The sequence below is a fragment of the Pelagibius sp. genome (assembly GCF_965227505.1).
Taxonomy (GTDB): Bacteria; Pseudomonadota; Alphaproteobacteria; order Kiloniellales; family Kiloniellaceae; genus Pelagibius.
In genome coordinates this window covers 5078618-5098519 of the sequence record NZ_OZ245757.1, presented here as the reverse complement: position 1 = coordinate 5098519, position 19902 = coordinate 5078618, and the positions used below count along the sequence as shown (strand labels likewise).

Below are 19902 nucleotides of genomic sequence, written 5' to 3'. Positions count from 1 at the left end.
CAGCCTGCGCGAGGTTGAGCACAGGGGCCAACACGACACAGTTGGCATCTTCAGACAGGATCAACTCGCGCCCGGGGTTTCCAGGGTCTGAAGAAAACCTGCAAGACACTCGGCCGAAGCCTGGGCATCCTCGGCGGTGATCGCTTCATCGGGATGATGACTGAGGCCGTCCCGGCACCTCGTAAACAGCATCGCGACCGGGCAGAGGTCGGCCATGGCCGAGGCATCGTGCGTAGCCCCGGAGGCTAGCCGATGCGGACAAAAGCCGGACTGAATCAAGGACCGCGCGAGGGCGCCTCTGAGCCCGGGATCGCAGGGCACGGCATTTTGCGCGTAGGTCCTTGTCAGGCGGCACTCCAGACCGCGCCTCCTGCTGATGGCCTCGACCGCTTCCGAGATCACGGCGGCGGCGGCTTCGCGGATCGAATCCTCCGAGGCACGCAGCTCAATGGAAAACGTCGCCTGGCCCGGAATGGCGTTGGGAACGTTCGGCAGCAGCGAGACCGAGGCGACGATTCCGACCAGGCCGTCGGTTGCGCGGCAATAGGATTCGACCTCAAGCGCAACCTCTGCGGCCCCGGCGTAGGCATCGCGGCGAAGGTCCATCGGCGTCGTGCCGGCGTGGGCGGCCTGGCCGATCAGGTCCACCGTCCAGCGCTCGATACCGCAGATCGCCGTGACGATGCCGACAGGCAGGCCAAGCGATTCGAGGACGGGACCCTGCTCTATGTGCATCTCCAGGTATCCAAGGAGATCGTCCGGATCCCGCCTGGCTGCGGCGATGCCGTCCGGGTCGCCGCCGAAATCCGACAATGCCGCCGCAAGGGAAACGCCGTCCTTATCGGTCTTCTGAAGGTTAGTCTTGTCGAAGGTACCGGCAAGCGCGCGCGGCCCCATCAGGGCCGTGGGAAAGCGTACGCCCTCCTCATCGGCGAAAGCCAGAACCTCCACCGCGTAAGGCAGCGTCCGCCCGCGCAGGGACTCAAGAACCAGGATCGGCAGCGCGATGCCGAAGATGCCGTCATACTTTCCGCCTTGGCGGATGGTATCCTGGTGAGAGCCGATAAGCAGCGTCTTGGCGCCCGGCGCAGCGGCCTTGCGTCCGACCAAGGTCCCCGCGGCATCGATGTGCACCTTTAGGCCGGCCCGCTGCATCCATGCCGTGATCACTTCGTTGGCGCGGCGGTGCTCCTCGGTGAAGGGACGCCGCGTGACACCGGGCCCGCTTTCGGAAAACTGTGCAATCTCGTCCAGTCGCTGCATCAGGGTGTGACCGGCATCGGCCGGCAGGGCAGGAGACATCAACATCGGTGGGGGTCCTCCAGAGTCGGAACGACGTTGATCCAGGAAGCGTAGGGCTCGGTGGTCGCGAGGTCATAGATCGTGTTCAGGCGCTCCAAGGGGTCCTGGTCATAATCGACGCGCAGGTCCAGCGGCGCGCGCTGCGGATGCACGATCTTTATCGCCGCCGAAAGCGTGCCGCGGGAATCGCTCCCTGCAGCAACCCCCGCGGCGAGGGTATCCAGAAGCCGCCGGCCGAAGTCAGCGCGCTTCTCCGCGCTGCTCTGAAACGCAGCCTCCATTTCACCGAGCACGGCTTCACTGGCCAGCCAGTTGCCGGCGATCACATAGCCGCGGCCTTCGATCTGACCCTTATGGTCGGTGTTCGCGGAGCCGGTCCACGCGGCGACGCCGCCCGAACAATCCAGAACGGAGAGTTGCCGGCGGTCGCGGCCGCTGTCGGCAGCGGTGAGCCGCTCCACTGTGTCGCGCGCCGAGGCGCCCTTTCCGAGATGGATAAGCGCGTCGTCGCCCCAGAGCGGGCTTACGCTGAAGCCCTGGGTGGCCACGGCGCCCGCCTTGGCCGAGGCCCGCAGGACCCAGGCGCCGACGGCGAGATTTCCTGTCGCGGCCGCGCAGCCGATCGCGCCGCTTTCTTCATCTCTTGCCAGAATAGAGAAGGTCACCTTCCGGGATCCTCTGGATTTTGCGCCAGTGTTTCGGACGACTTGTTGAATTTATCATGATAAACTTGAATCTGCAAATTTATTATGATAAATTCAGCACTTCAAATAAGAATATCCAGGAGGCGAACATGGGATACCTGTACAAATCCGGGCTCGGGCTCAGCCTGGCCGCCGTGGCGTTCGCTGCGCAGGCGGCCATGGCCCAGACCCCGCCCGGCGTTCTGGTCGTCGGCCAGATCGCGGAGCCGAAGTCCCTCGATCCGGCCGCCGTCACGGCGGTCAACGACTTCCGCATTCTGATGAACGTCTACGACGGTCTGGTCCGCTACAAGGACGGCACCCTGGAGGTCGAACCGGCCCTGGCGGAGAACTGGACGATCAGCGAGGACGGGACGGAGTACACCTTCGACCTGCGCGGCGACGTCAGCTTCCATGACGGCACCCCGTTCAATGCCGAGGCGGTCGAGTTCAACTTCGACCGGATGCTCGACGAGAGCCATCCGTTCCACGACACGGGGCCCTTCCCTCTGGCCTTCTTCTTCTCGGCTGTCGAAGATGTCGAGGCCGTCGACGGGGATACCGTCAAGTTCACGCTGAACGCACCCTACGCGCCCTTCCTGTCGAACCTGGCCTATCCGACCGGCCTGATCGTTTCACCGGAAGCCGTGAAATCCAGCGGCAAGGAATTCGGACGCAACCCGGTCGGCACCGGCCCCTTCAAATTCGCCGAGTGGGAATCCAACGCCAAGGTCGTCGTCATCCGCAACGACGATTACTGGGACGGCGCGCCCGCGCTGGAAGCCGTCGTGTTCCGGCCTATCACCGACGCCAACACCCGGGTGGCCGAGATGCTGTCGGGCGGCATCGACGTCATGGTCGAGATCCCGCCGGACTCCGTCGCCTCCTTCGACGGCAACGGCTTCAGCCTGCTCGAGCAGGCAGGCCCGCACCTCTGGTTCCTGATCCTGAACGCGAAGGAAGGCCCCTTTGCCGACAAGCGTGTGCGCCAGGCGATCAACTATGCCATCGACAAGAAAACTCTCGTCGAGAACATCCTGCAGGGAACCGCGGAAATCGCATCCGGCCCGACTCCGCCGGCCTTTTCCTGGGCCCATAACGAGGCGCTCCAGCCCTATCCCTACGATCCGGAAAAGGCCAAGGCACTTCTTAAGGAAGCGGGTCACGAGGGCGCCGAATTGGTCTTCTATGTCACGGAAGGCGGCTCCGGCATGTTGGACCCGGTGCCCATGGGCACCGCCATCCAGGCCGATCTCGCCAAGGTCGGCCTGTCGGTCAAGATCGAGACCTATGAATGGAACACCTTCCTCGGCAAGGTGAACCCGGGGCTCGAAGGCAAGGCGGACATGGCGCAGATGGCCTGGATGACCAACGATCCGGATACCCTGCCCTACCTGGCCCTGCGCACAGGCGCCTGGCCCGATGCAGGCGGCTTCAACTCGGGCTACTACTCCAATCCCGAAGTCGACACGCTTCTGGAAGCGGCCCGCAGCGCGACCGACCAAACCGAACGGGCGGCGCTCTATCGGCAGATGCAGGAAATCGTCTATGACGATGCGCCCTGGGCCTTCATCGCCAATTGGAAGCAGAACGCCGCAACATCCGACCGGGTCTCCGGCTTCAAGCTTCAGCCTTCCTTCTTCCTGCTTCTGAAGGATGTTACGAAGGGCTAGGATGCGGATCAATCAGCCGGGAGGGCTTGCACCACAAGCTTTCTCCCGGCTGCTGCCGCGGCTTCCTCCGGCGGGGAGTGACCCATGCACCTTTACGTCCTGAAACGCCTGCTGGCGATCGTCCCGATTCTGATCGGCCTGACCGTCATCGTCTTCGCCATCATGGCGTTGATCCCGGGCGATCCGGCGACAGCGATCCTCGGGTCCTACGCGACGCCGGAGAATGTCGAGAGACTGAACCGCAGCCTCGGCCTGGATAAGCCTGTTTTCCAGCAGTACTTCATCTGGCTCGGCAACCTGCTTCAGGGCGACCTGGGGCGATCCTATAGTCTGAACCGCCCGGTGCTGGACGAGGTACTGGAGCGTTTCTCCGCGACCCTGATCCTGGCTGGCGCAGCGCTGCTGCTCTGCACGGTCTGGGGCCTGCTGATCGGGATCTGGACCGCGGCCCGGCAATACGGCTGGACCGACAAGATCCTGACCTTCGTCGTCCTGATCGGCATCTCCGTCCCGTCTTTCTGGCTCGGCCTGTTGTTGATCCTGCTGTTCTCGGTTGAATTCCGGGTGCTGCCGGCGAGCGGCATGTTCGCGATCTACGGCGGCGGCGACCTGCCGGATCTGCTGCGCCACCTGATCCTGCCCGCCGTCACCCTCTCCGTCGTTGCCACTGGCGTGATCGCGCGCCTGACACGCTCGGCCATGCTGGAGGTCCTGCGCCAGGATTTCGTGCGGACGGCCCGGGCCAAAGGCGTCCCGGAGACCGGCGTTCTCTACCGCCATGCCTTCAAGGCGGCTCTGGTGTCGGTGATCCCGGTGATCGGCATTCAGGCCGGCTTCGTGCTGGGCGGCGCCGTCTACATCGAAACCGTGTTTCAGTGGCCGGGCGTCGGGCGCATGCTGGTTCAGGCGATCTCCACGAGGGACATTCTCTTGGTGCAGGGCGGCGTGGTGGTCGTGGCGGGCAGTTACGTCCTGTTCAATCTTCTGGCCGATCTCGCGCAGAGTTGGCTCGACCCGCGGGTCAAGACGTGAGCGCACGGCGATGACCACCCTCAAGCTCATTGCGCGCAACCATCTTGCTGCCTTCGGCGGAATCGTCCTTCTGCTGGTCATTGCGATGGCGCTGCTGGTTCCCTTCCTGCCGATCGCAGACCCGGACCTGACCGACCCGGCCAACCGGCTGAAACGGCCCTTCACCGAGGGCGCCCTGCTCGGCACCGACCATCTCGGCCGCGATCTCCTCGCCCGGCTGCTCTGGGGCACACAACTCAGTCTCGTGGTCGGCGCGGCGGCCGCCGTGATCGCCGCCGTCATCGGCTCCGCCATCGGGATCGTTGCCGGATACTTCGGCGGGCGCACCGACGGCCTGATCATGCGCGGCATCGACATGCTGATGGCCTTTCCCTACATCCTGCTGGCGCTTGCCATCGTCGCGGTGCTGGGTCCGGGCCTTCTGAATGCGCTCTACGCCGTCGCCGTCGTCAACATTCCCTTTTTCGCGCGCAACATCCGCGGCGTGACGGTCAGCCTTGCCCATCGGGAGTTCGTCGATGCCGCGCGTCTGTCCGGCATGAACGACTGGCAGATCATCACCAAGGAGATCCTGCCCAACGTTCTGCCGGTGATCGTCATCGCCATGTCGACGACCATCGGCTGGATGATCCTGGAGACCGCGGGCCTGTCCTTCCTGGGTCTGGGATCGCAACCGCCGCAGGCCGACCTCGGCTCCATGCTGGGCGAAGGGCGCAAGCTGCTGATCACCGCGCCCCATGCTTCCATCGTGCCCGGCGTCATGATCTTCATCATCGTCATGAGCGTGAACCTGCTCGGCGACGGCATCCGTGACGCCCTCGACCCAAGACTGCGTTCCGGCGCGCTCTCGCGGCCGGCGGCGGCCACGCGCGTCGACCGCAGCGAAACCCCTGCGAAGACCGAAGACACGGAGGCACTGCTGAAGGTCGACGACCTGCGCACCGAATTCCGGCTCGGCAACCGGACCTATCGCGCCGTGGGCGGCGTCGACTTCACGCTGCGCGCCGGCGAGTGCCTTGGCATCATCGGCGAGTCCGGCTCGGGCAAGTCGGTGACCGCCCTGTCGCTGCTGGGCTTGGTCGCCTCGCCGCCGGGGGTGATCGCCGGCGGTGCTGTGCGCATCGACGGCGCCGACACCCTTTCCATGAACGGCGAGGCCCTGCGGCAGTTGCGCGGCGGAAAAGTCGCCTATGTGTTTCAGGACCCCCTGGCGACGCTGCATCCGCTCTACAGGATCGGCGACCAGATGGTGGAAGCCATCCGCTGCCACCGCGCGATGCCGAAACAGGCGGCCTGGGACCACGCCGTCTCCCTGCTGGAACAGGTGCGCATCCCCAATGCCGCCTTTCGGGCCAAGGCCTATCCGCACGAGCTGTCCGGCGGCATGCGCCAGCGGGTCGGCATCGCCCTCGCCCTGGTCAACGATCCGGAACTGCTCATCCTGGACGAGCCGACGACCGCCCTGGACGTCACGGTCCAGGCCCAGGTGCTCGCCCTGCTCGACGATCTGCGCCGCGAGCGCAATCTGGCCATGGTCTTCATCACCCACGATTTCGGTGTGGTCTCCCAACTCTGCGACCGGGTCGCGGTGATGTATGCCGGAAGGATCGTGGAAACGGGGCCGACCGAGACGGTCCTGGAGAACCCCAGTCATCCCTATACGAAACGCCTAATTGCCTGCGTGCCGGAGCTCGGCGGCGGGCGCCGCGCCTTGTCCGCCATTCCCGGCCTGCCGCCGCCGGTGGACGACCTTCCCGCCGGCTGCGCCTTTGCGCCGCGTTGCGACAAGGCGCAGGATCAATGCCGGTCCGGCGACATCGCCCTCAGCGGCAACGAAGCGCGCGCCGTCAGATGCCTGCAGCCGGAGGGCGCGACGGCATGACCCCGGCATTGGAAGTTCGCAACCTTCGCAAGACCTTCGGCGGCGGGCGCAGCCTTATGGGCAAGCCGCTCCCCGCCGTCCATGCCGTGCGGGACGTCAGCCTGTCGGTGCGGAGGGGCGAGACGCTGGGCATTGTCGGGGAATCCGGCTGCGGCAAGTCGACCCTCGCCCGCATGCTGGTCGGATTGCTGAAGCAAAGCGAAGGCGAGATCGCCATCGAAGGAAAAAACCTGTCGGATCAGATGGGTGACCCGGCCGCCTTCGGCCGCCTGATCCAGTATGTCTTTCAGGACCCGATATCCTCCCTAAACCCCCGCAAGACGATCCGCGAGATTCTGGAAGCCCCCCTGATCCATCTTTTGGGCATGGACGAGGGCGGCCGCAGGGCGCGGATCGCCGAGCTGTTCGAGGCGGTGAACCTGCGCAAAGAGTTCCTGAGCCGCTATCCGCACGAGTTCTCCGGCGGGCAGGCGCAGCGGATCGGCATCGCCCGCGCCTTGGCGGCGGCGCCGCGGATCCTGGTGCTCGATGAGCCGGTCTCGGCGCTCGACGTCTCCGTCCAGGCCCAGGTGCTGAACCTGCTGGCCGAGCTGCGCAAGGCCATGGACCTGACCTACCTCTTCATCAGCCACGATCTTGCGGTCGTGGAGGCGGTGAGCGACAGCGTCGCCGTGCTTTACTTTGGAAGGGTGGTGGAAGTCGGCCGCGCCGAAGCGATCTTCACCGCCCCCCGTCATCCCTACACGGACCTGCTAGCCCGCAGCGCCCCCATCGTTGGGCGCGACCTGGGCCGCACCGAGTCCCAGGCCGTGGAGCTGCCGGACCCGCTGAGCCCCCCGCCCGGCTGCGCCTTTGCGGCGCGCTGTCCGAAAGCAACGGCGCTATGCCGTGACAGAGTCCCGGCAATGGAGGCATTCTCAGAGCATCATGAAGCCGCCTGTCACCATGCCAACTAAGACCCCGACCGAAACCTCAACCGAGGCCCCAACTGAAGCCAAGCCCACCCCTTCCGACGAGAAGAGCACGGCGGCTCCGGCTACGGCTGCGGGCGCGGGCAAGGGCCGGAACCGTCCGCTGGCCGTCGCGGAGACCATCAAGGATTGGATCATCGACCATAACCTGGAGCCCGGAGACAGGCTGCCCCAGGAACACCAGCTGATCGAGCGGCTGGAAGTCAGCAAGGGAACCGCCCGCGAGGCCCTGAAGGTGATGGAGACGCAGGGGCTGATCCGAACCCGGACCGGGCCCGGCGGCGGCGCCTTCATCACCGAGGTCAGCGCCGATCACGCCTCGGCCCTGCTGGCCAACCACTTTTTCTTCAAGGACGTTTCAATCGCGCATATCTACGAACTGCGCATCGCCCTGGAACCGCAGCTCGTCCAGGAACTGGCCCCGAAGATCACCGAGGCCCAGGTTGCCGAGCTGCGCGGCGTCATGAGCGCCTATACGGAGCCGCCCACCTCCATCGAGGAAGAACGGCGCCAGCGCGTCGCCGAGCTCGAGTTTCACGCGGTGCTGTCCCGTTACTCCCAAAACCCGGTCCTGGGATTCTTCTGTGGGTTTCTGGTCCGGCTCCTGAAGGACCTCGCGGTCTGCAAACGCATCTACGATGAGCCGAACCCGGAACTCCGCGAGCGCGGCGTTTCCTACCAGGAACAGCTCATCGAAGCCTTCGAGATGCAGGACGCGGATGCCGCCCGGGCGGTGATGGAAATGCACATGCGCGCCGCCCAGCACATGATGCTGCAGCGCGAGGCCGAGATCGCGAAAGGGTTTCTCGACACCGACAGCTAGAGCCCTCTGCAACCGCTGTCAGCTTACAGGCGGACCGTACCTCCGCTAATCTCACCGGAGTCTTGGCACGAGTCCTCGCGCGACTGCGAACTGCGGGAACAGGCGGCCGCGCATGCGGTCTGACTGCGAAGCCGTCCCTGCGACCGATCCTCGGTAAGCAGAAAGAGTACAGAGTGCTCCGCGACTACTGTGGTATGAGGGCCATCCTTCTGTCCGGAAGCAGGCCAAGCATCAGGACGATGTCCGGTGTCCCGATGGCGCCGCGAACCGGGAACACGGTCGGCTCGCCCCAATCCTATTAAACACGAGGAAGCTGCTTCCTGGTGTCGAGGGCCGCCCGCTGCCCGGCAATGAATCCAAGCACCACCGCCGACAACAGGCCGTTGCCCGAAAGATATCCGCTGTCGCCTGTGCCCGAGACACCCACGGCAGCACCGCCGGCGGCAAACAGATTGGGAAAGGCCGTGCCGTCGGTGTGTTTGACGCGGGCCTCCGGCGTCACATTCAGCCCGCCTTGCGTGTGAAACAGCGCACCAGTGACCTTGACCGCGTGATAGGGAGCGCTGAGCGGCGCAGCGGCAAACCTCCGACCAAATGCGTCTACGCCGTCGTTTGGCACTGCTGCGAGTGTCTTTACAAGCGCCGATGGCGGAAGTCTGCAGGCTTCCGCCAGCTCTTCGGGTGTTTCGGCGGTCTTGATCGCACCCGCCTTCTCGGCGTCCTTAAAATCCTCAAACTGGCGCGCGATGCCGGCAATGCGCGCATCAAAGATCGTCCAGGCGATGCCGTCCGGTTGCCGGAGGACCGCCTGGGCTGCCTCGGAGTATCCCTGGCTTTCGTCCCAGAACCTTTTGCCCTCGGTGTTCACCTGAACGCCGCCCTCGGTGATCACGGCCCAGGTGATCAGGATCCCGTGCGGGGTCGCGACGTTCCCGTGTCCCTGGTAGGCGCCGAGATGCAGGCAATCGGCGTCCAGCGCCTCGCCCCAGATCACTGCGTCACCCTTGTTGCCGTCATGGCCGAACCAAAGGGCTGTCTCGATCTCCGGCATGAACCGGGCCACCATCCCGCGGTTACCGCCAAAACCGTTGCACGCAAGAATCAGTGTCTCGCAGCCGATCCGCTCGGGGCCTTCCGGGCCCTCGACCTCGACGCCGGTGATACGCTCGCCTTCTCGGAAAAGCGTCCCTGCGCGCCGATTGCAGACGATGTCGATCCCATTGGCTTCACAGGCGGCACGCAGGCGATCCACCAGCTCGCGCCCGGCCCGGGTCGGCAATCCATGCATACGGCGCCGGGAATGACCCGGATAGTCGAAATCCGTCACGACAGAGAAGGGAAAGTCGAAGCGATCGGCCAGCCAATCGACAACCGGCCCAGCCTTCGCGGCGAGCAAATCCACCAAGTCCTGCGGGTTCTCGCCCTTGGCCTTGTCCTGGATGTCACCGGCAAAAAGGCCGCCGTTGTCATCGATCCCTGCCGCCGCCTGAAACCGGGTGCCCGCTGCGGGTATGAGACCCGCGGAAAGCGCGGTTGAGCCGGACGGCACAGCGTCGGCCTCGACAACAAGGACCTCGCCGCCAGAATCCAAAGCCGAATCCAAAGCCGAAAGCGCGGCAACCATACCGCACGCCCCTGCTCCGATGATCAGCACTGGCACTTCGAGATCAAAGCCCGTCTCAGGAGTCGGACGAACGCACATTCTCAGCGCGACTCGTATCGTCTGCCAAGGGCCAGCATTGCGTCGGTTCCGATCCGCTGGTTCAAGCCGTCAAAGTCGTACATACGGTCGGCGAACGGCCGGTTGGACCCGTTTTCGCGGAGGCTGGCATAGTAGTCGCGCGCCGTTCTGGCCAAAGCCCGGACAATGCCGCCGGGAAAGATGACGATGGAATAGCCCAGCGTCTCGAGGTCGGTCGCGCTCTGAAGAGGCGTCGCTCCGCCCTCGACCATGTTGGCCAGCAGGGGAACGCGATCACCGAAGTGGTTGACCACCTTCTGCAGCTCGTCGCCGGATCGCGGCGCCTCGACGAAGAGCACGTCGGCGCCCGCCGCGACATAGGCCTCCGCACGTGCAATTGCCTGGTCAAACCCTTCGACCGCGATCGCATCGGTCCTGGCGATGACCAGCGTCTCCTCGGACGCGCGGGCATCGGCCATCGCCGCGATCTTTCCCGCCATCTCCCCGACCGGCACGAGCGACTTGTCCGACAAATGCCCGCAGCGCTTGGGGAATGTCTGATCCTCGACCTGAAGCGCACTCGCGCCTGCGCGTTCGTAAAGCCGCATCGTACGCTGCGCGTTCAGGGCATTGCCGAAGCCTGTGTCCGCGTCGATGATGACCGGCAGGGACACGCGGTCGCGGATCAACGCCATCGTATCGGTCATCTCGGACACCGACGTCAGGCCGATGTCGGGACGCCCGAGACGGGTATAGGCAATGGCCGCTCCCGACAGATAGAGAGCTTCGAAGCCGGCGTCCTCGGCAATCGCCGCCGTCAGCCCGTCATAGACGCCGGGGGCGATCAGTATGCTCTTGTCCTGAAGTCTGGACCGCAGGCTCATGTCAGACCCTCCAGAACCTCGGCGCAGGTTCGAACCGGAGTGATCGATCCAAGAGAGATCAGCGTCGCGTCGTGCACCTCTTGCATGAACGCTGCGCAGCCATCCGACAGCAAGACGGTGTGGACGTTTCTGAGGTGCGCATCCCGCACCGTACTGGCGACGCCCCCATTCGTGACGATGCCGCCGACGATCAGGGTGTCGATGTCCAACGCGCGCAGTATGTATTCGAGCCGCGTTTGGTAAAAGGCCGAATAGGCGACCTTCTCGACCGTGTAGTCGGCCGGCGCCAGCTCATCGACAAGCGCATGGCCGAAGGCACCCGGCGCGAAGTCGCCCTTGCCCAGGAAGGGGCGCAGTTCCTTGAGATGTGGCGCGATCAGCGGTTCTCCGCCCGGTCCCGGCACCAGCGTGAACTGAGCGCTCATATAGACACCGCCCTTGGCGCGGAGCGCGTCGGCGAGCGGCTTTATCCGCCCTGGAAGGGCCGAGATCATCGCAGACGTCTGACCCGCCCGGCCGTACGCACCCTCCGGGTGCAGAAAGTCGTTCTGCAGGTCGATCGTAAGAAGCGCCGTGCGTTTTGGATCGATCATGTCGGTCATGCTTGGGCCCCGTCAGGCTCGATGATTGTGTTGCCGAAAGCGTCGACGCGCCCGGTAAGGCCGGGGTCAATCAACACTGTGGTATCCGGCTGGACCAATATCGCCGGGCCCGAAATTTCGGCGCCGACCGGAAGGGCCAGCCGGTCAAAAATCGCTGTTTCGTGCCATGTATCGCCGAAGTGTACGCGGCGCGTGTCAGTACGAGCTGAATCGACACTGCCGCCACGGGGAGCCAGGGCCGTCAGGTCGAACTTGGGGCGCCGGCCGATGACCGCGGTGCGCAGGTTCATCACGCGCCGTGCGCCGTTGTTGAGAAGCCGGCCGTAGGTCGCGTGATAGGCGGCATCGAAGGCCTTCTCGATATCGGAAATGGTGAGTGCCTGAACACGGTTCCGCTGGACCTCGACCTCGATCGGGACCGAAACCGTGTGGGTCTGCCCCACATAGGCCATATCGAACTCGAAGACCGTTTCGCGAGCGTCGAAACGTGACTGAGCGGCGTCCAGTAGGGCGAGCCCATCGTCCACATGCCGCTGCATCACTTCGGCCAGCGCGCCAACATCCAAGGCAGTTGTCAGTGCGTTGATGGTTTGAACGAAATCCTGCCGCATGTCGGCAATCACGCAGCCCATGGCACTTGTCACACCCGGATAGCGCGGCACGATTGCGCGGCCGATTCCCACCTCGCTCAGAATCGCACCGGTGTGCAGCGCGCCGCCACCACCGAAAGGCATGAATGCAAAGCGCTTTGGGTCGAACCCACGCTCGATGCTGACCAGCCGGATCGCGCCGGCCATGCGAGAGTTGGCCACACGAAGGATTGCCTCCGCCGCCGCGGTCGTTGTGAGGCCGAGCTTCGCCCCGACATGGGCATCTATGGCCTCTGCGGCGGCCTGGACATCCAGGCGATCGAGCTTGCCACCGATGGGACTATCGGGATCGATCCGGCCAAGGACAGCATTGGCATCGGTCACCGTGGGCCGGGTGTTGCCCTGCCCATAGGCGACCGGTCCGGGCGTGGAGCCCGCACTTTCGGGGCCGATGTTCAGGAGTCCTCCCTTGTCCACCCAGGCGATCGAGCCGCCGCCGGCCCCGATCGTCGTGATCTCGATCATCGGCGTGCGCACGACCATACCGAAGTCGATCGACGTCTGGGGCGAGAGCATCGACTTTCCATCCGAGATCAAGGCAACGTCAAAACTCGTGCCGCCCATGTCTCCTGTGATCACATTGTCGAACCCGGCGGTCTGGGCGATGTGTCCAGCCGCGATAACGCCGGCTGCCGGGCCTGAGAGAGCGGTCCGGACCGGCAGGCGGCGGGCCGTCTCCGTGCCCATCACGCCGCCGTTGGACTGGACGATCATGAACTCACCCTCGAACCCGTCCTCGGACAGGGCGGAATCCAACCGCTTGATGTAGCCCGACACCTCGGGCTGGAGGTAGGCATTCAGCGCTGTCGTCGAGAACCGTTCGAACTCCCGGATTTCAGGAAGGATCTCGGAAGAGGCGCTGACATGGGGATTGGGCCAGAGTTTGCGGACCGCCGCGACAGCCTTCTTCTCGTTCTCGGGATTGGCGTAGGCATTGGCGAACAGGATTGCGACCGCCTGGCAGCCGTTGCCGAGTAGCTTCTCCGCAGCGGCGCGCACGGCGTCCAGGTCGACCGGTGTGCGCAGCGTGCCGTCTGCCAGCGTCCGTTCGGGGACTTCGAGGCGCAGATTGCGCGGGACTACCGGATCGAAATCTCCGCGCAGACCCCATGTGCGCGGCCGGTCGCGGCGGCGCATTTCCAGCACATCGCGCAGGCCTTCGGTCGTGATGACGCCGATTTTCGCGCCCTTGCGTTCGAGCAGGGCATTCGTGCCCGCTGTCGTGCCGTGCACAACGACGGCGACTGATGAAAGATCGTCAACCTGTCGCGCAATGCCCTCGAGAAATCCGCCTGACTGGTCAGGACGGGTGGTCGGGACCTTTGCCACCTCGGCGGATCCTGTGGCTTCGTCCAACACGAAGACGTCCGTAAAGGTGCCGCCCACATCGACACCGATCATGCGGCTCACTGCGCAAACTCCTTCCAGTTCGCGCCGTAGATCTCCGTCGCGGCCTCCGGCGTCAGATAGCCGAGCGCCACGTCTTTTGCGACAGCATCCGCGGGACGATCGGCCACTGCCCCATAGCCGCCGCCGCCTGGGGTCTCGAGCCGAACAGCCTGCCCCCTCTCAAGCCTGATCCCCAGCATCTTCGATGCGAGCGGCGGCGCGTGCCAGCCGTCCGACTGCTCGTAATGAAAGACATTCATTGCCGCTGCGCCGCCGCCAGCGGTTCCTTGCGGCGCAAACCGTCCGCGCTCGCCAAAGAGGAACGCCTCTGCATTTTCCTCGAGGAGTTCGATCTCGTAAACCGCGCCAAGTCCGCCGCGATGCATGCCGGCACCGGCGCTGTCCGGCCTCAGCGCCCACTGGCGGAACATCACCGGATATGCCGCCTCCAGGATTTCCATTGGTGGAATCGTCGCCGTCGATATTGGCGCGTTTCCGTGGTTGAGGCCGTCGCTTTCGATACTGCCGCCGTGTCCGCCGCCATAGAAGCTGAACATGACCCAGGGTTGACCATTCGCGCGCTTGCCCGCGATCGAGAGCGCGTTGATCGTGCCATAGGCGTTTGCGACAACCCGCTCCGGCGCAGCCTGGGATGCGGCCGCGAAAACGACGTCGATCATACGCAGGATCGTCTCGGTGTAGCCGCCCACCGGGGCCGGAAACTCCGCCGAAAGCAGCGATCCCTCGGGCACGCGAACGTCGACAGGCCGCATGACACCGGCGTTGGCAGGCAGATCCGGAAAGATGTGCTTGATCGCGACATAGGCGGTAGCGACGGCGGTGGGCAGCGCAATGTTGACCGGCCCCGCGGTCACCGAGGCCGTGCCCTCAAAATCCAGCGTCATGGCATCACCGGCAATTTCCAGAGCGACCTTGATCGGAAGCGCCGTGTCGGTGATCCCATCATTGTCGAGATAATCGACAGCCTCCCAGCGTCCATCAGGCAGGGCCGCGAGCTCGCTCCGCATCAGCTTCTCGGCGCGGTCACCCAGCGCGTCAAGCGCCGCTCTCACCGTCTCTGCGCCGTACTCGTCAAGCAATTCGTCAAGCCGCTTCACGCCCAGATCGAGCGCTCCAAGCTGTCCGTTCAGGTCGCCCATAGCCGACTGCGGCAGGCGCGTGTTGCGGAGCAGGATGTCAACGATGTCCTGATTGATCTCACCCTTGCGCGCGAGCTTTACGGGCGGGAGAACGAAAGCCTCCTGAAAGGCATCTGTTGCCGTGGGGTTGTAGTTCCCCGGCACCGCCCCGCCGACATCGTGCCAATGGCCCACACTGGCGAGATAGCAGAACAGCTTTCCATCCCGGAAATAGGGCCGGACGAGCCGCATGTCCGAGAGATGCGTGCCGCCAAGGTGCGCGTCATTCAGGATATAGATGTCGCCATCGGCGAGATCGCCCGCCTCGGCGGACTTGTCGATCACGGCCTTCACGGTAAAGGACATGACCCCCACGAAGATCGGGAGGCCCGACTTACCCTGCACAAGCGTATCGCCTGTTGCTGCGTGATAGAGGCCGTGGGAGGCATCGTGCGCCTCGGCGATGATCGGATTGAACGCCGCACGAAACAACGTCGCATCCATTTCATCGGCAATCTGCTCCATGCGCCCTGCCAGGACGGCAAGCGTGATCGGGTCGATGGCCTCGGTCATTGCGCGCGCACCTCCGCGATGTCGTTCCAGACGTCCTGCCTGGTGATCCGGCCTTCCCTCACCTCGAACCGGTCGATGAAGCGAATGCCGTCGAAGGGGCTTCCATCCGGCCATTCCCCGAAAAGGACGCCGCGGACGTAAACGACCGAGACGCCGCCGTTGTGAAAGGCTTCGAACGCTTCCTTGGATTTCTTTACGAAGCGGTATCTGCCTTTCGCCCAGTCAACGACTTCCGTGATGGATCTCATTGGCTGCGTGCCCGGAAAGACAGTCTCAAAATCGTCGCCCAGGAATGCCTGAGCTGCTGCGAGGTCCCTTGCCTCCATCGCGGCAAGGTAGTCCTTCACAAGCACCGTTGGGTCGGGAAGCGCCGGGGCGGGCTGACGGTGCCGACCCCCGCGGGCATAGGCCTCCGCAGGATACTCGTGCAGCATGACCGTGATCGCCTCGTCAGGTGCCGGAACGACAAAGCGGACCGCGTCGGTCAGGGCCGAGGTCAGACGGGCTTTTTCCCCATCGGCGTATCCTTCGAGAATATGCGCCTCGATAACCGGCATTTTCATCCTCCCAGAAATATGTTCTTTCCATATAACAGGTTTTGGGCTATGCAAAGATCAAAATAATTGCAGGAAACTGGTCAGGCAGGCTTGCCCAGGCGTCGTCAACCCTAGGCGCCTGGCACCCAAAGGGAGGAATGCGGCGGTGGCCATCCACCCGCAATCGACACTGCCAGAAGGCGGCAAGGCGCGCCGCGTATACCTGTTGCTTCGCGACGACATCGCCAATGACCGCTATTCCGAAGGGGCGCTGCTGCCGGGCGAACACCGGCTGGCGGAAAGGTTTGATGTCAGCCGCGTCACCATTCGACGCGCGCTCGATGCGCTCGCAGACGACGGTTGGATCGAGAAGCGGACTGGTGCGGGCTCCATGGTCCTCCCGCGTGACAGGGCCGACCCTCAGATTGCCGCGAATTTCGCGACGCTGATCCCGCAACTCGTTGAGTTCGACAGGCGGACCACCGCGCGACTTCTGTCCTTCTCATATGGTCCTGCGCCGACTGGAGTCGCCGCGGCACTCGGCCTCTCCAAGGACAGCAAGATACAGACTGCGGTGCGCGTCCGGTTCTCCGACGACAAGCCGTTTTCGCACCTGACCACCCATGTTCCCGAAGACATCGCCCGCAACTACGACGAGGCCGATCTCGCCACACAGCCGCTCTTTCGCCTGCTCGAGCGTAGCGGCGTGCGGGTCGAGAGTGCGCATCAATCGGTCACGGCCACTCTGGCCGCACCCGATGTCGCAGATGCTCTTGGCGTCTCCGTTGGTTCGGCCCTCTTGTCATTGCGCCGCGTTGTGAAGGATGCCGATGGGCGGGGGGTTGAGCATCTCTCCGCGCTTTACAGGCCGGACCTGTTCAGGCTGGAGATGAGCCTCACCCGCGTCGGCGCCGATGAAGCGCGGCACTGGGAGCCGGTCATCGGGCCGAGAGAGGAATGAAAACCCTGCTCGACAAGCTCTGGGCCACTCACGAGATCCTTCGCCGCGAGGATGGTTCAAGTCTCCTGTGGGTCGACCGGCACTTCGTGCACGAGGGATCGCACCACGCATTCGCGAAGATCGCGGAACGGAATCTGCCTGTCGCCGAACCCGCTTTGACAACTGGCGTGGTCGATCACTACGCCCCTACGCGCGGACCCGCACAGGACCCCGGGATCGCGAATATGATCGCCCAGCTTGAGCGCAATACCGCGATGCACGGCATTGCGTGCTATGGTCTCGGCGACCCCCGCCAGGGGATCGTCCATGTTGTCGGCCCTGAGCAGGGCCTGACGCTGCCCGGCCTGCTTGTCAATTGTGGCGACAGCCACACGTCGACGCACGGCGCCTTTGGGGCGCTTGCCTTCGGGATCGGCGCGACAGAGGTTGCGCACGTCCTGGCGACCCAGACAATCTGGCAGAAGAAACCGAAGTCGATGCGAATCACGGTCTCCGGCGCCCTGGGGCCGGGTGTCGCCGCCAAGGACCTGGCCCTTGCATGGATCGCCAAGCTTGGCGCCGACGGCGCACATGGACACGCGATCGAATACGCCGGCACGGCCGTTTCCGCGCTTTCGATGGAAGGACGCATGACGCTCTGCAATCTGTCCATCGAAGGTGGCGCACGCTTCGGAATGATCGCCCCGGACGAGACCACCTTTGCCTACATCAAGGGGCGTCCCTGCGCGCCCCCTGGCCCAACTTGGGAGCAGGCCGTTGGGGCCTGGTCGGCCCTGCCGACCGACGAGGACGCCGCCTTCGACCGGGAAGTGGCCATTGAGGCGGCCGAGATCGCACCGATCGTGACCTGGGGCATATCCCCGGAGGATGCCCTGCCGGTCACTGCGGCGGTGCCCGATCCGAGCAAGCTTGAGGGCGCGAAGGCCGACCGCGTTCGCGCCGCGATCGACTATATGAACCTGACCCCGGGTCGCGCCCTCTCGGAGGTCGCCGTCGACCAGGTCTTCATCGGCTCCTGCACCAACGCCCGCATCGAAGATCTGCGCGCCGCCGCGGCAGTCTTGAGCGGCCGAAGGTCCAAGGTCCCGGGGCTGGTGTCGCCCGGCTCGCAGATCATCAAGGCGCAGGCCGAAGCCGAGGGTCTCGACCGCATCTTCATCGAGGCGGGACTCGAGTGGGTTGGTGCAGGATGCTCCCTCTGCGTGGCCATGAACGGCGACGTCGTTGCGCCCGGCAAGCGCTGTGCCTCAAGCACAAACCGCAATTTCCCGGGACGCCAGGGACGGGGTGCCCGCACCCATCTGATGTCACCCGCAATGGTGGCCGCTGCTGCCGTCACAGGTCACCTGACCGATGTTCGCCCGCTCCTTGAAGGCAGGGGCCTGTGATGCGCGGATGGACCGAGCACGAAGGGCTGGCCGTGGCGCTTGACTGCGAAAGCGTCGATACTGACCAGCTTATCCCAGCCCGCTTCATGGTGACTCCGCGGTCGGAGGGCTATGGGCGCTTCCTGTTGAACGACCTGCGGTACGATCCCCGCGGAGCGCCGATCGCAGACTTCCCGCTCAACCGGCACCCGGAAGCCTCCATTCTTGTCAGCCGGCGCAACTTCGGCAGCGGCTCGAGCCGCGAGGCGGCGGTCTATGCGCTCGTTGATTTTGGTTTCCGCGTTGTCGTCGCGCCGAGCTTTGGAGACATCTTCGCGAGCAACGCGGTGAACAACGGGTTGCTGCCCGCCCGCGTCGAAAGTGTGGACGAGATCCTTCACGCCTTGGATTCCGGGACGCTGCCCGCAAAGGCCGACCTCGAATCCCAATCCGTGACGGTCGGCGGCATCACCCGATCCTTCCAGATTGACCCCGCCTGGCGGGAAAAGCTCATCAAGGGCTGGGACGACATCGATCTGACCATGGCGCGGCGACAGCAGATTGCCGCCTTCCGGGCAACGCGCGCCGAAGCCGCGCCCTGGGCCTTCACGAACGAGCAGGGAAACACATGAACACGGGGACCGGGAACCGGCCCCTTCACAGGGAGGCCAAAGGGCTGCCCAATCGGGTAAAGAGGAGACAACGCCCATGAAGATGAACCTCATCGCCGGACTTGTTGCCGGCTCCACCGCTGTCGCAAGCGTCGCCTACGCCGAAGAGACCATCACCGCAGTCCACGCGTTCCCCGAAACCCTGATCTACACCCAGAGCTTCCTGGCCTTCGTCGACAAGGTGAACGAAGCGGGCGCCGGCGTTGTGCAGATCGAAGTCCGGGGCGGACCCGAAGCCATCGGCATGTTCCAGCAGCCGGATGCGGTGCGCGACGGGATCGTCGACATGGTCTATACGCCCGGTTCGTTCTACGGCGGCGCCTTGCCCGAGAAGGACGCGCTGGTTGCATCGAACCTGACGGCGATCGAGACCCGCCAGAATGGCGGCATCGAATTGATCGACCAGATTCATCAGGAGAAGATGGGCCTGAAGTATCTCGGCTGGTTCGACAGCGGTGTCTGCTACAACCTCTGGACCCGGGACGAGCCCAGCTTCGACGCCGACGGCAACCTTGAAGTCGAAGGTCTGAAGCTTCGCGGCAATGCCGTCTACAACGCCTTCTTCGCGAACTACCTGGGCGCTCAGGTCATCGACCTGCCGACTGGTGAAGTCTATGCCGCCCTTCAGCGCGGTGTCGTCGACGCGACCGGCTGGACTCAGATTGGCCTGATCGATCTGAAGTGGAATGAGTTCCTCAACTACCGGATCGAACCCTGCTTCTTCTCGACCGACCTTGGCGTGATCGTGAACCTCGACAAGTGGAACGCGCTGAGCCCCGAAGCCCAGAAGATCGTGCAGGACGTGGCGATCCAGCATGAGATCGACAGCTTCAACGCGCTGCGCACGAAGCGGGATGAGGACTTTGCCGCCCTCGACGCGCAAGGCATGAAGGTCGTCTCGCTCGAAGGCGATGCGAAGGCCAACTACCTGCTCGCCGCCCGCGAGAAGAACTGGGAGCGGATGCAGGGGCTTATGGCCGAGCACCCGATGGGCACCGCAAACTACGACCGGCTGATCGAGCTCTTCTACGACGCCGAAGCCGACAGGTAAGCACGTTAGGCTTGGCCCGGACGGCGCGAACG

General features: G+C 64.5%; 17 protein-coding genes. 9 read left to right on the top strand and 8 right to left on the bottom strand.

Features of this window, described 5'->3' with window-relative positions:
- Positions 1–60: 60 nt before the first annotated feature.
- Both ACO06P_RS23785 and ACO06P_RS23780 read right to left on the bottom strand, forming a co-directional pair.
- Complete coding sequence (locus ACO06P_RS23785) at positions 61–1308, bottom strand: allantoate amidohydrolase (protein WP_420347698.1); 1248 nt, start codon at positions 1306–1308, stop codon at positions 61–63.
- Positions 1302–1967, bottom strand: a complete 666-nt coding sequence (locus tag ACO06P_RS23780) for a DUF1028 domain-containing protein (RefSeq protein ID WP_420347697.1) — start codon at positions 1965–1967, stop codon at positions 1302–1304. The genes ACO06P_RS23785 and ACO06P_RS23780 overlap by 7 nt, the downstream gene beginning before the upstream one ends.
- A gap of 128 nt (positions 1968–2095) precedes the next feature.
- Here ACO06P_RS23780 and ACO06P_RS23775 point away from each other — a divergent pair, with 128 nt between their 5' ends.
- The 5 genes from ACO06P_RS23775 to ACO06P_RS23755 all read left to right on the top strand — a co-directional run bounded on the left by ACO06P_RS23775 (position 2096) and on the right by ACO06P_RS23755 (position 8366).
- The gene (locus tag ACO06P_RS23775) at positions 2096–3658 is read left to right on the top strand and encodes an ABC transporter substrate-binding protein (RefSeq protein ID WP_420347696.1); all 1563 of its coding nucleotides are present in this window, start codon (positions 2096–2098) and stop codon (positions 3656–3658) included.
- Positions 3659–3742: 84 nt separating this feature from the next.
- Complete coding sequence (locus tag ACO06P_RS23770; protein ID WP_420347695.1) at positions 3743–4690, top strand: ABC transporter permease; 948 nt, start codon at positions 3743–3745, stop codon at positions 4688–4690.
- A 10-nt stretch (positions 4691–4700) separates the two neighbouring features.
- A complete protein-coding gene (locus tag ACO06P_RS23765; RefSeq protein WP_420347694.1) occupies positions 4701–6572 on the top strand; it encodes a dipeptide/oligopeptide/nickel ABC transporter permease/ATP-binding protein in 1872 nt (623 codons plus the stop codon).
- Positions 6569–7528 (top strand): ABC transporter ATP-binding protein, encoded by a 960-nt coding sequence (locus ACO06P_RS23760; protein ID WP_421938157.1) that lies wholly within the window; start codon positions 6569–6571, stop codon positions 7526–7528. Before ACO06P_RS23765 ends, ACO06P_RS23760 begins: the two co-directional genes overlap by 4 nt.
- Entirely contained in the window at positions 7518–8366 is an 849-nt protein-coding gene (locus tag ACO06P_RS23755) for a FadR/GntR family transcriptional regulator (RefSeq protein ID WP_420347692.1), read from the top strand. The genes ACO06P_RS23760 and ACO06P_RS23755 overlap by 11 nt, the downstream gene beginning before the upstream one ends.
- Before the next feature lie 298 nt (positions 8367–8664).
- Here ACO06P_RS23755 and ACO06P_RS23750 read toward each other — a convergent pair whose 3' ends face one another.
- The 6 genes from ACO06P_RS23750 to ACO06P_RS23725 form a co-directional block, all read right to left on the bottom strand.
- Positions 8665–9990 carry an FAD-dependent oxidoreductase gene (locus ACO06P_RS23750; RefSeq protein WP_421938156.1) on the bottom strand — a complete coding sequence of 442 codons (1326 nt, stop codon included), beginning with the start codon at positions 9988–9990 and terminating at the stop codon, positions 8665–8667.
- A gap of 80 nt (positions 9991–10070) precedes the next feature.
- A complete protein-coding gene (locus ACO06P_RS23745; protein ID WP_420347690.1) occupies positions 10071–10931 on the bottom strand; it encodes an isocitrate lyase/PEP mutase family protein in 861 nt (286 codons plus the stop codon).
- Complete coding sequence (locus ACO06P_RS23740) at positions 10928–11533, bottom strand: cysteine hydrolase family protein (RefSeq protein ID WP_420347689.1); 606 nt, start codon at positions 11531–11533, stop codon at positions 10928–10930. The genes ACO06P_RS23745 and ACO06P_RS23740 overlap by 4 nt, the downstream gene beginning before the upstream one ends.
- Entirely contained in the window at positions 11530–13584 is a 2055-nt protein-coding gene (locus tag ACO06P_RS23735) for a hydantoinase/oxoprolinase family protein (RefSeq protein WP_420349674.1), read from the bottom strand. Before ACO06P_RS23735 ends, ACO06P_RS23740 begins: the two co-directional genes overlap by 4 nt.
- A 5-nt stretch (positions 13585–13589) precedes the next feature.
- The gene (locus ACO06P_RS23730) at positions 13590–15284 is read right to left on the bottom strand and encodes a hydantoinase B/oxoprolinase family protein (RefSeq protein ID WP_420347688.1); all 1695 of its coding nucleotides are present in this window, start codon (positions 15282–15284) and stop codon (positions 13590–13592) included.
- Positions 15281–15841: a nuclear transport factor 2 family protein gene (locus ACO06P_RS23725; protein ID WP_420347687.1), complete on the bottom strand. Its 561-nt coding sequence runs from the start codon at positions 15839–15841 to the stop codon at positions 15281–15283. Before ACO06P_RS23725 ends, ACO06P_RS23730 begins: the two co-directional genes overlap by 4 nt.
- Before the next feature lie 145 nt (positions 15842–15986).
- On the opposite strand from ACO06P_RS23725, the gene ACO06P_RS23720 reads away from it, so the two are divergent.
- The 4 genes from ACO06P_RS23720 to dctP all read left to right on the top strand — a co-directional run bounded on the left by ACO06P_RS23720 (position 15987) and on the right by dctP (position 19870).
- Positions 15987–16781 carry a GntR family transcriptional regulator gene (locus tag ACO06P_RS23720; RefSeq protein ID WP_420347686.1) on the top strand — a complete coding sequence of 265 codons (795 nt, stop codon included), beginning with the start codon at positions 15987–15989 and terminating at the stop codon, positions 16779–16781.
- A complete protein-coding gene (leuC, locus tag ACO06P_RS23715) occupies positions 16778–18169 on the top strand; it encodes a 3-isopropylmalate dehydratase large subunit (protein ID WP_420347685.1) in 1392 nt (463 codons plus the stop codon). Before ACO06P_RS23720 ends, leuC begins: the two co-directional genes overlap by 4 nt.
- The gene (leuD, locus tag ACO06P_RS23710; RefSeq protein WP_420347684.1) at positions 18169–18780 is read left to right on the top strand and encodes a 3-isopropylmalate dehydratase small subunit; all 612 of its coding nucleotides are present in this window, start codon (positions 18169–18171) and stop codon (positions 18778–18780) included. The genes leuC and leuD overlap by 1 nt, the downstream gene beginning before the upstream one ends.
- Before the next feature lie 76 nt (positions 18781–18856).
- A complete protein-coding gene (gene dctP / locus ACO06P_RS23705; RefSeq protein WP_420347683.1) occupies positions 18857–19870 on the top strand; it encodes a TRAP transporter substrate-binding protein DctP in 1014 nt (337 codons plus the stop codon).
- Positions 19871–19902 lie beyond the last annotated feature (32 nt).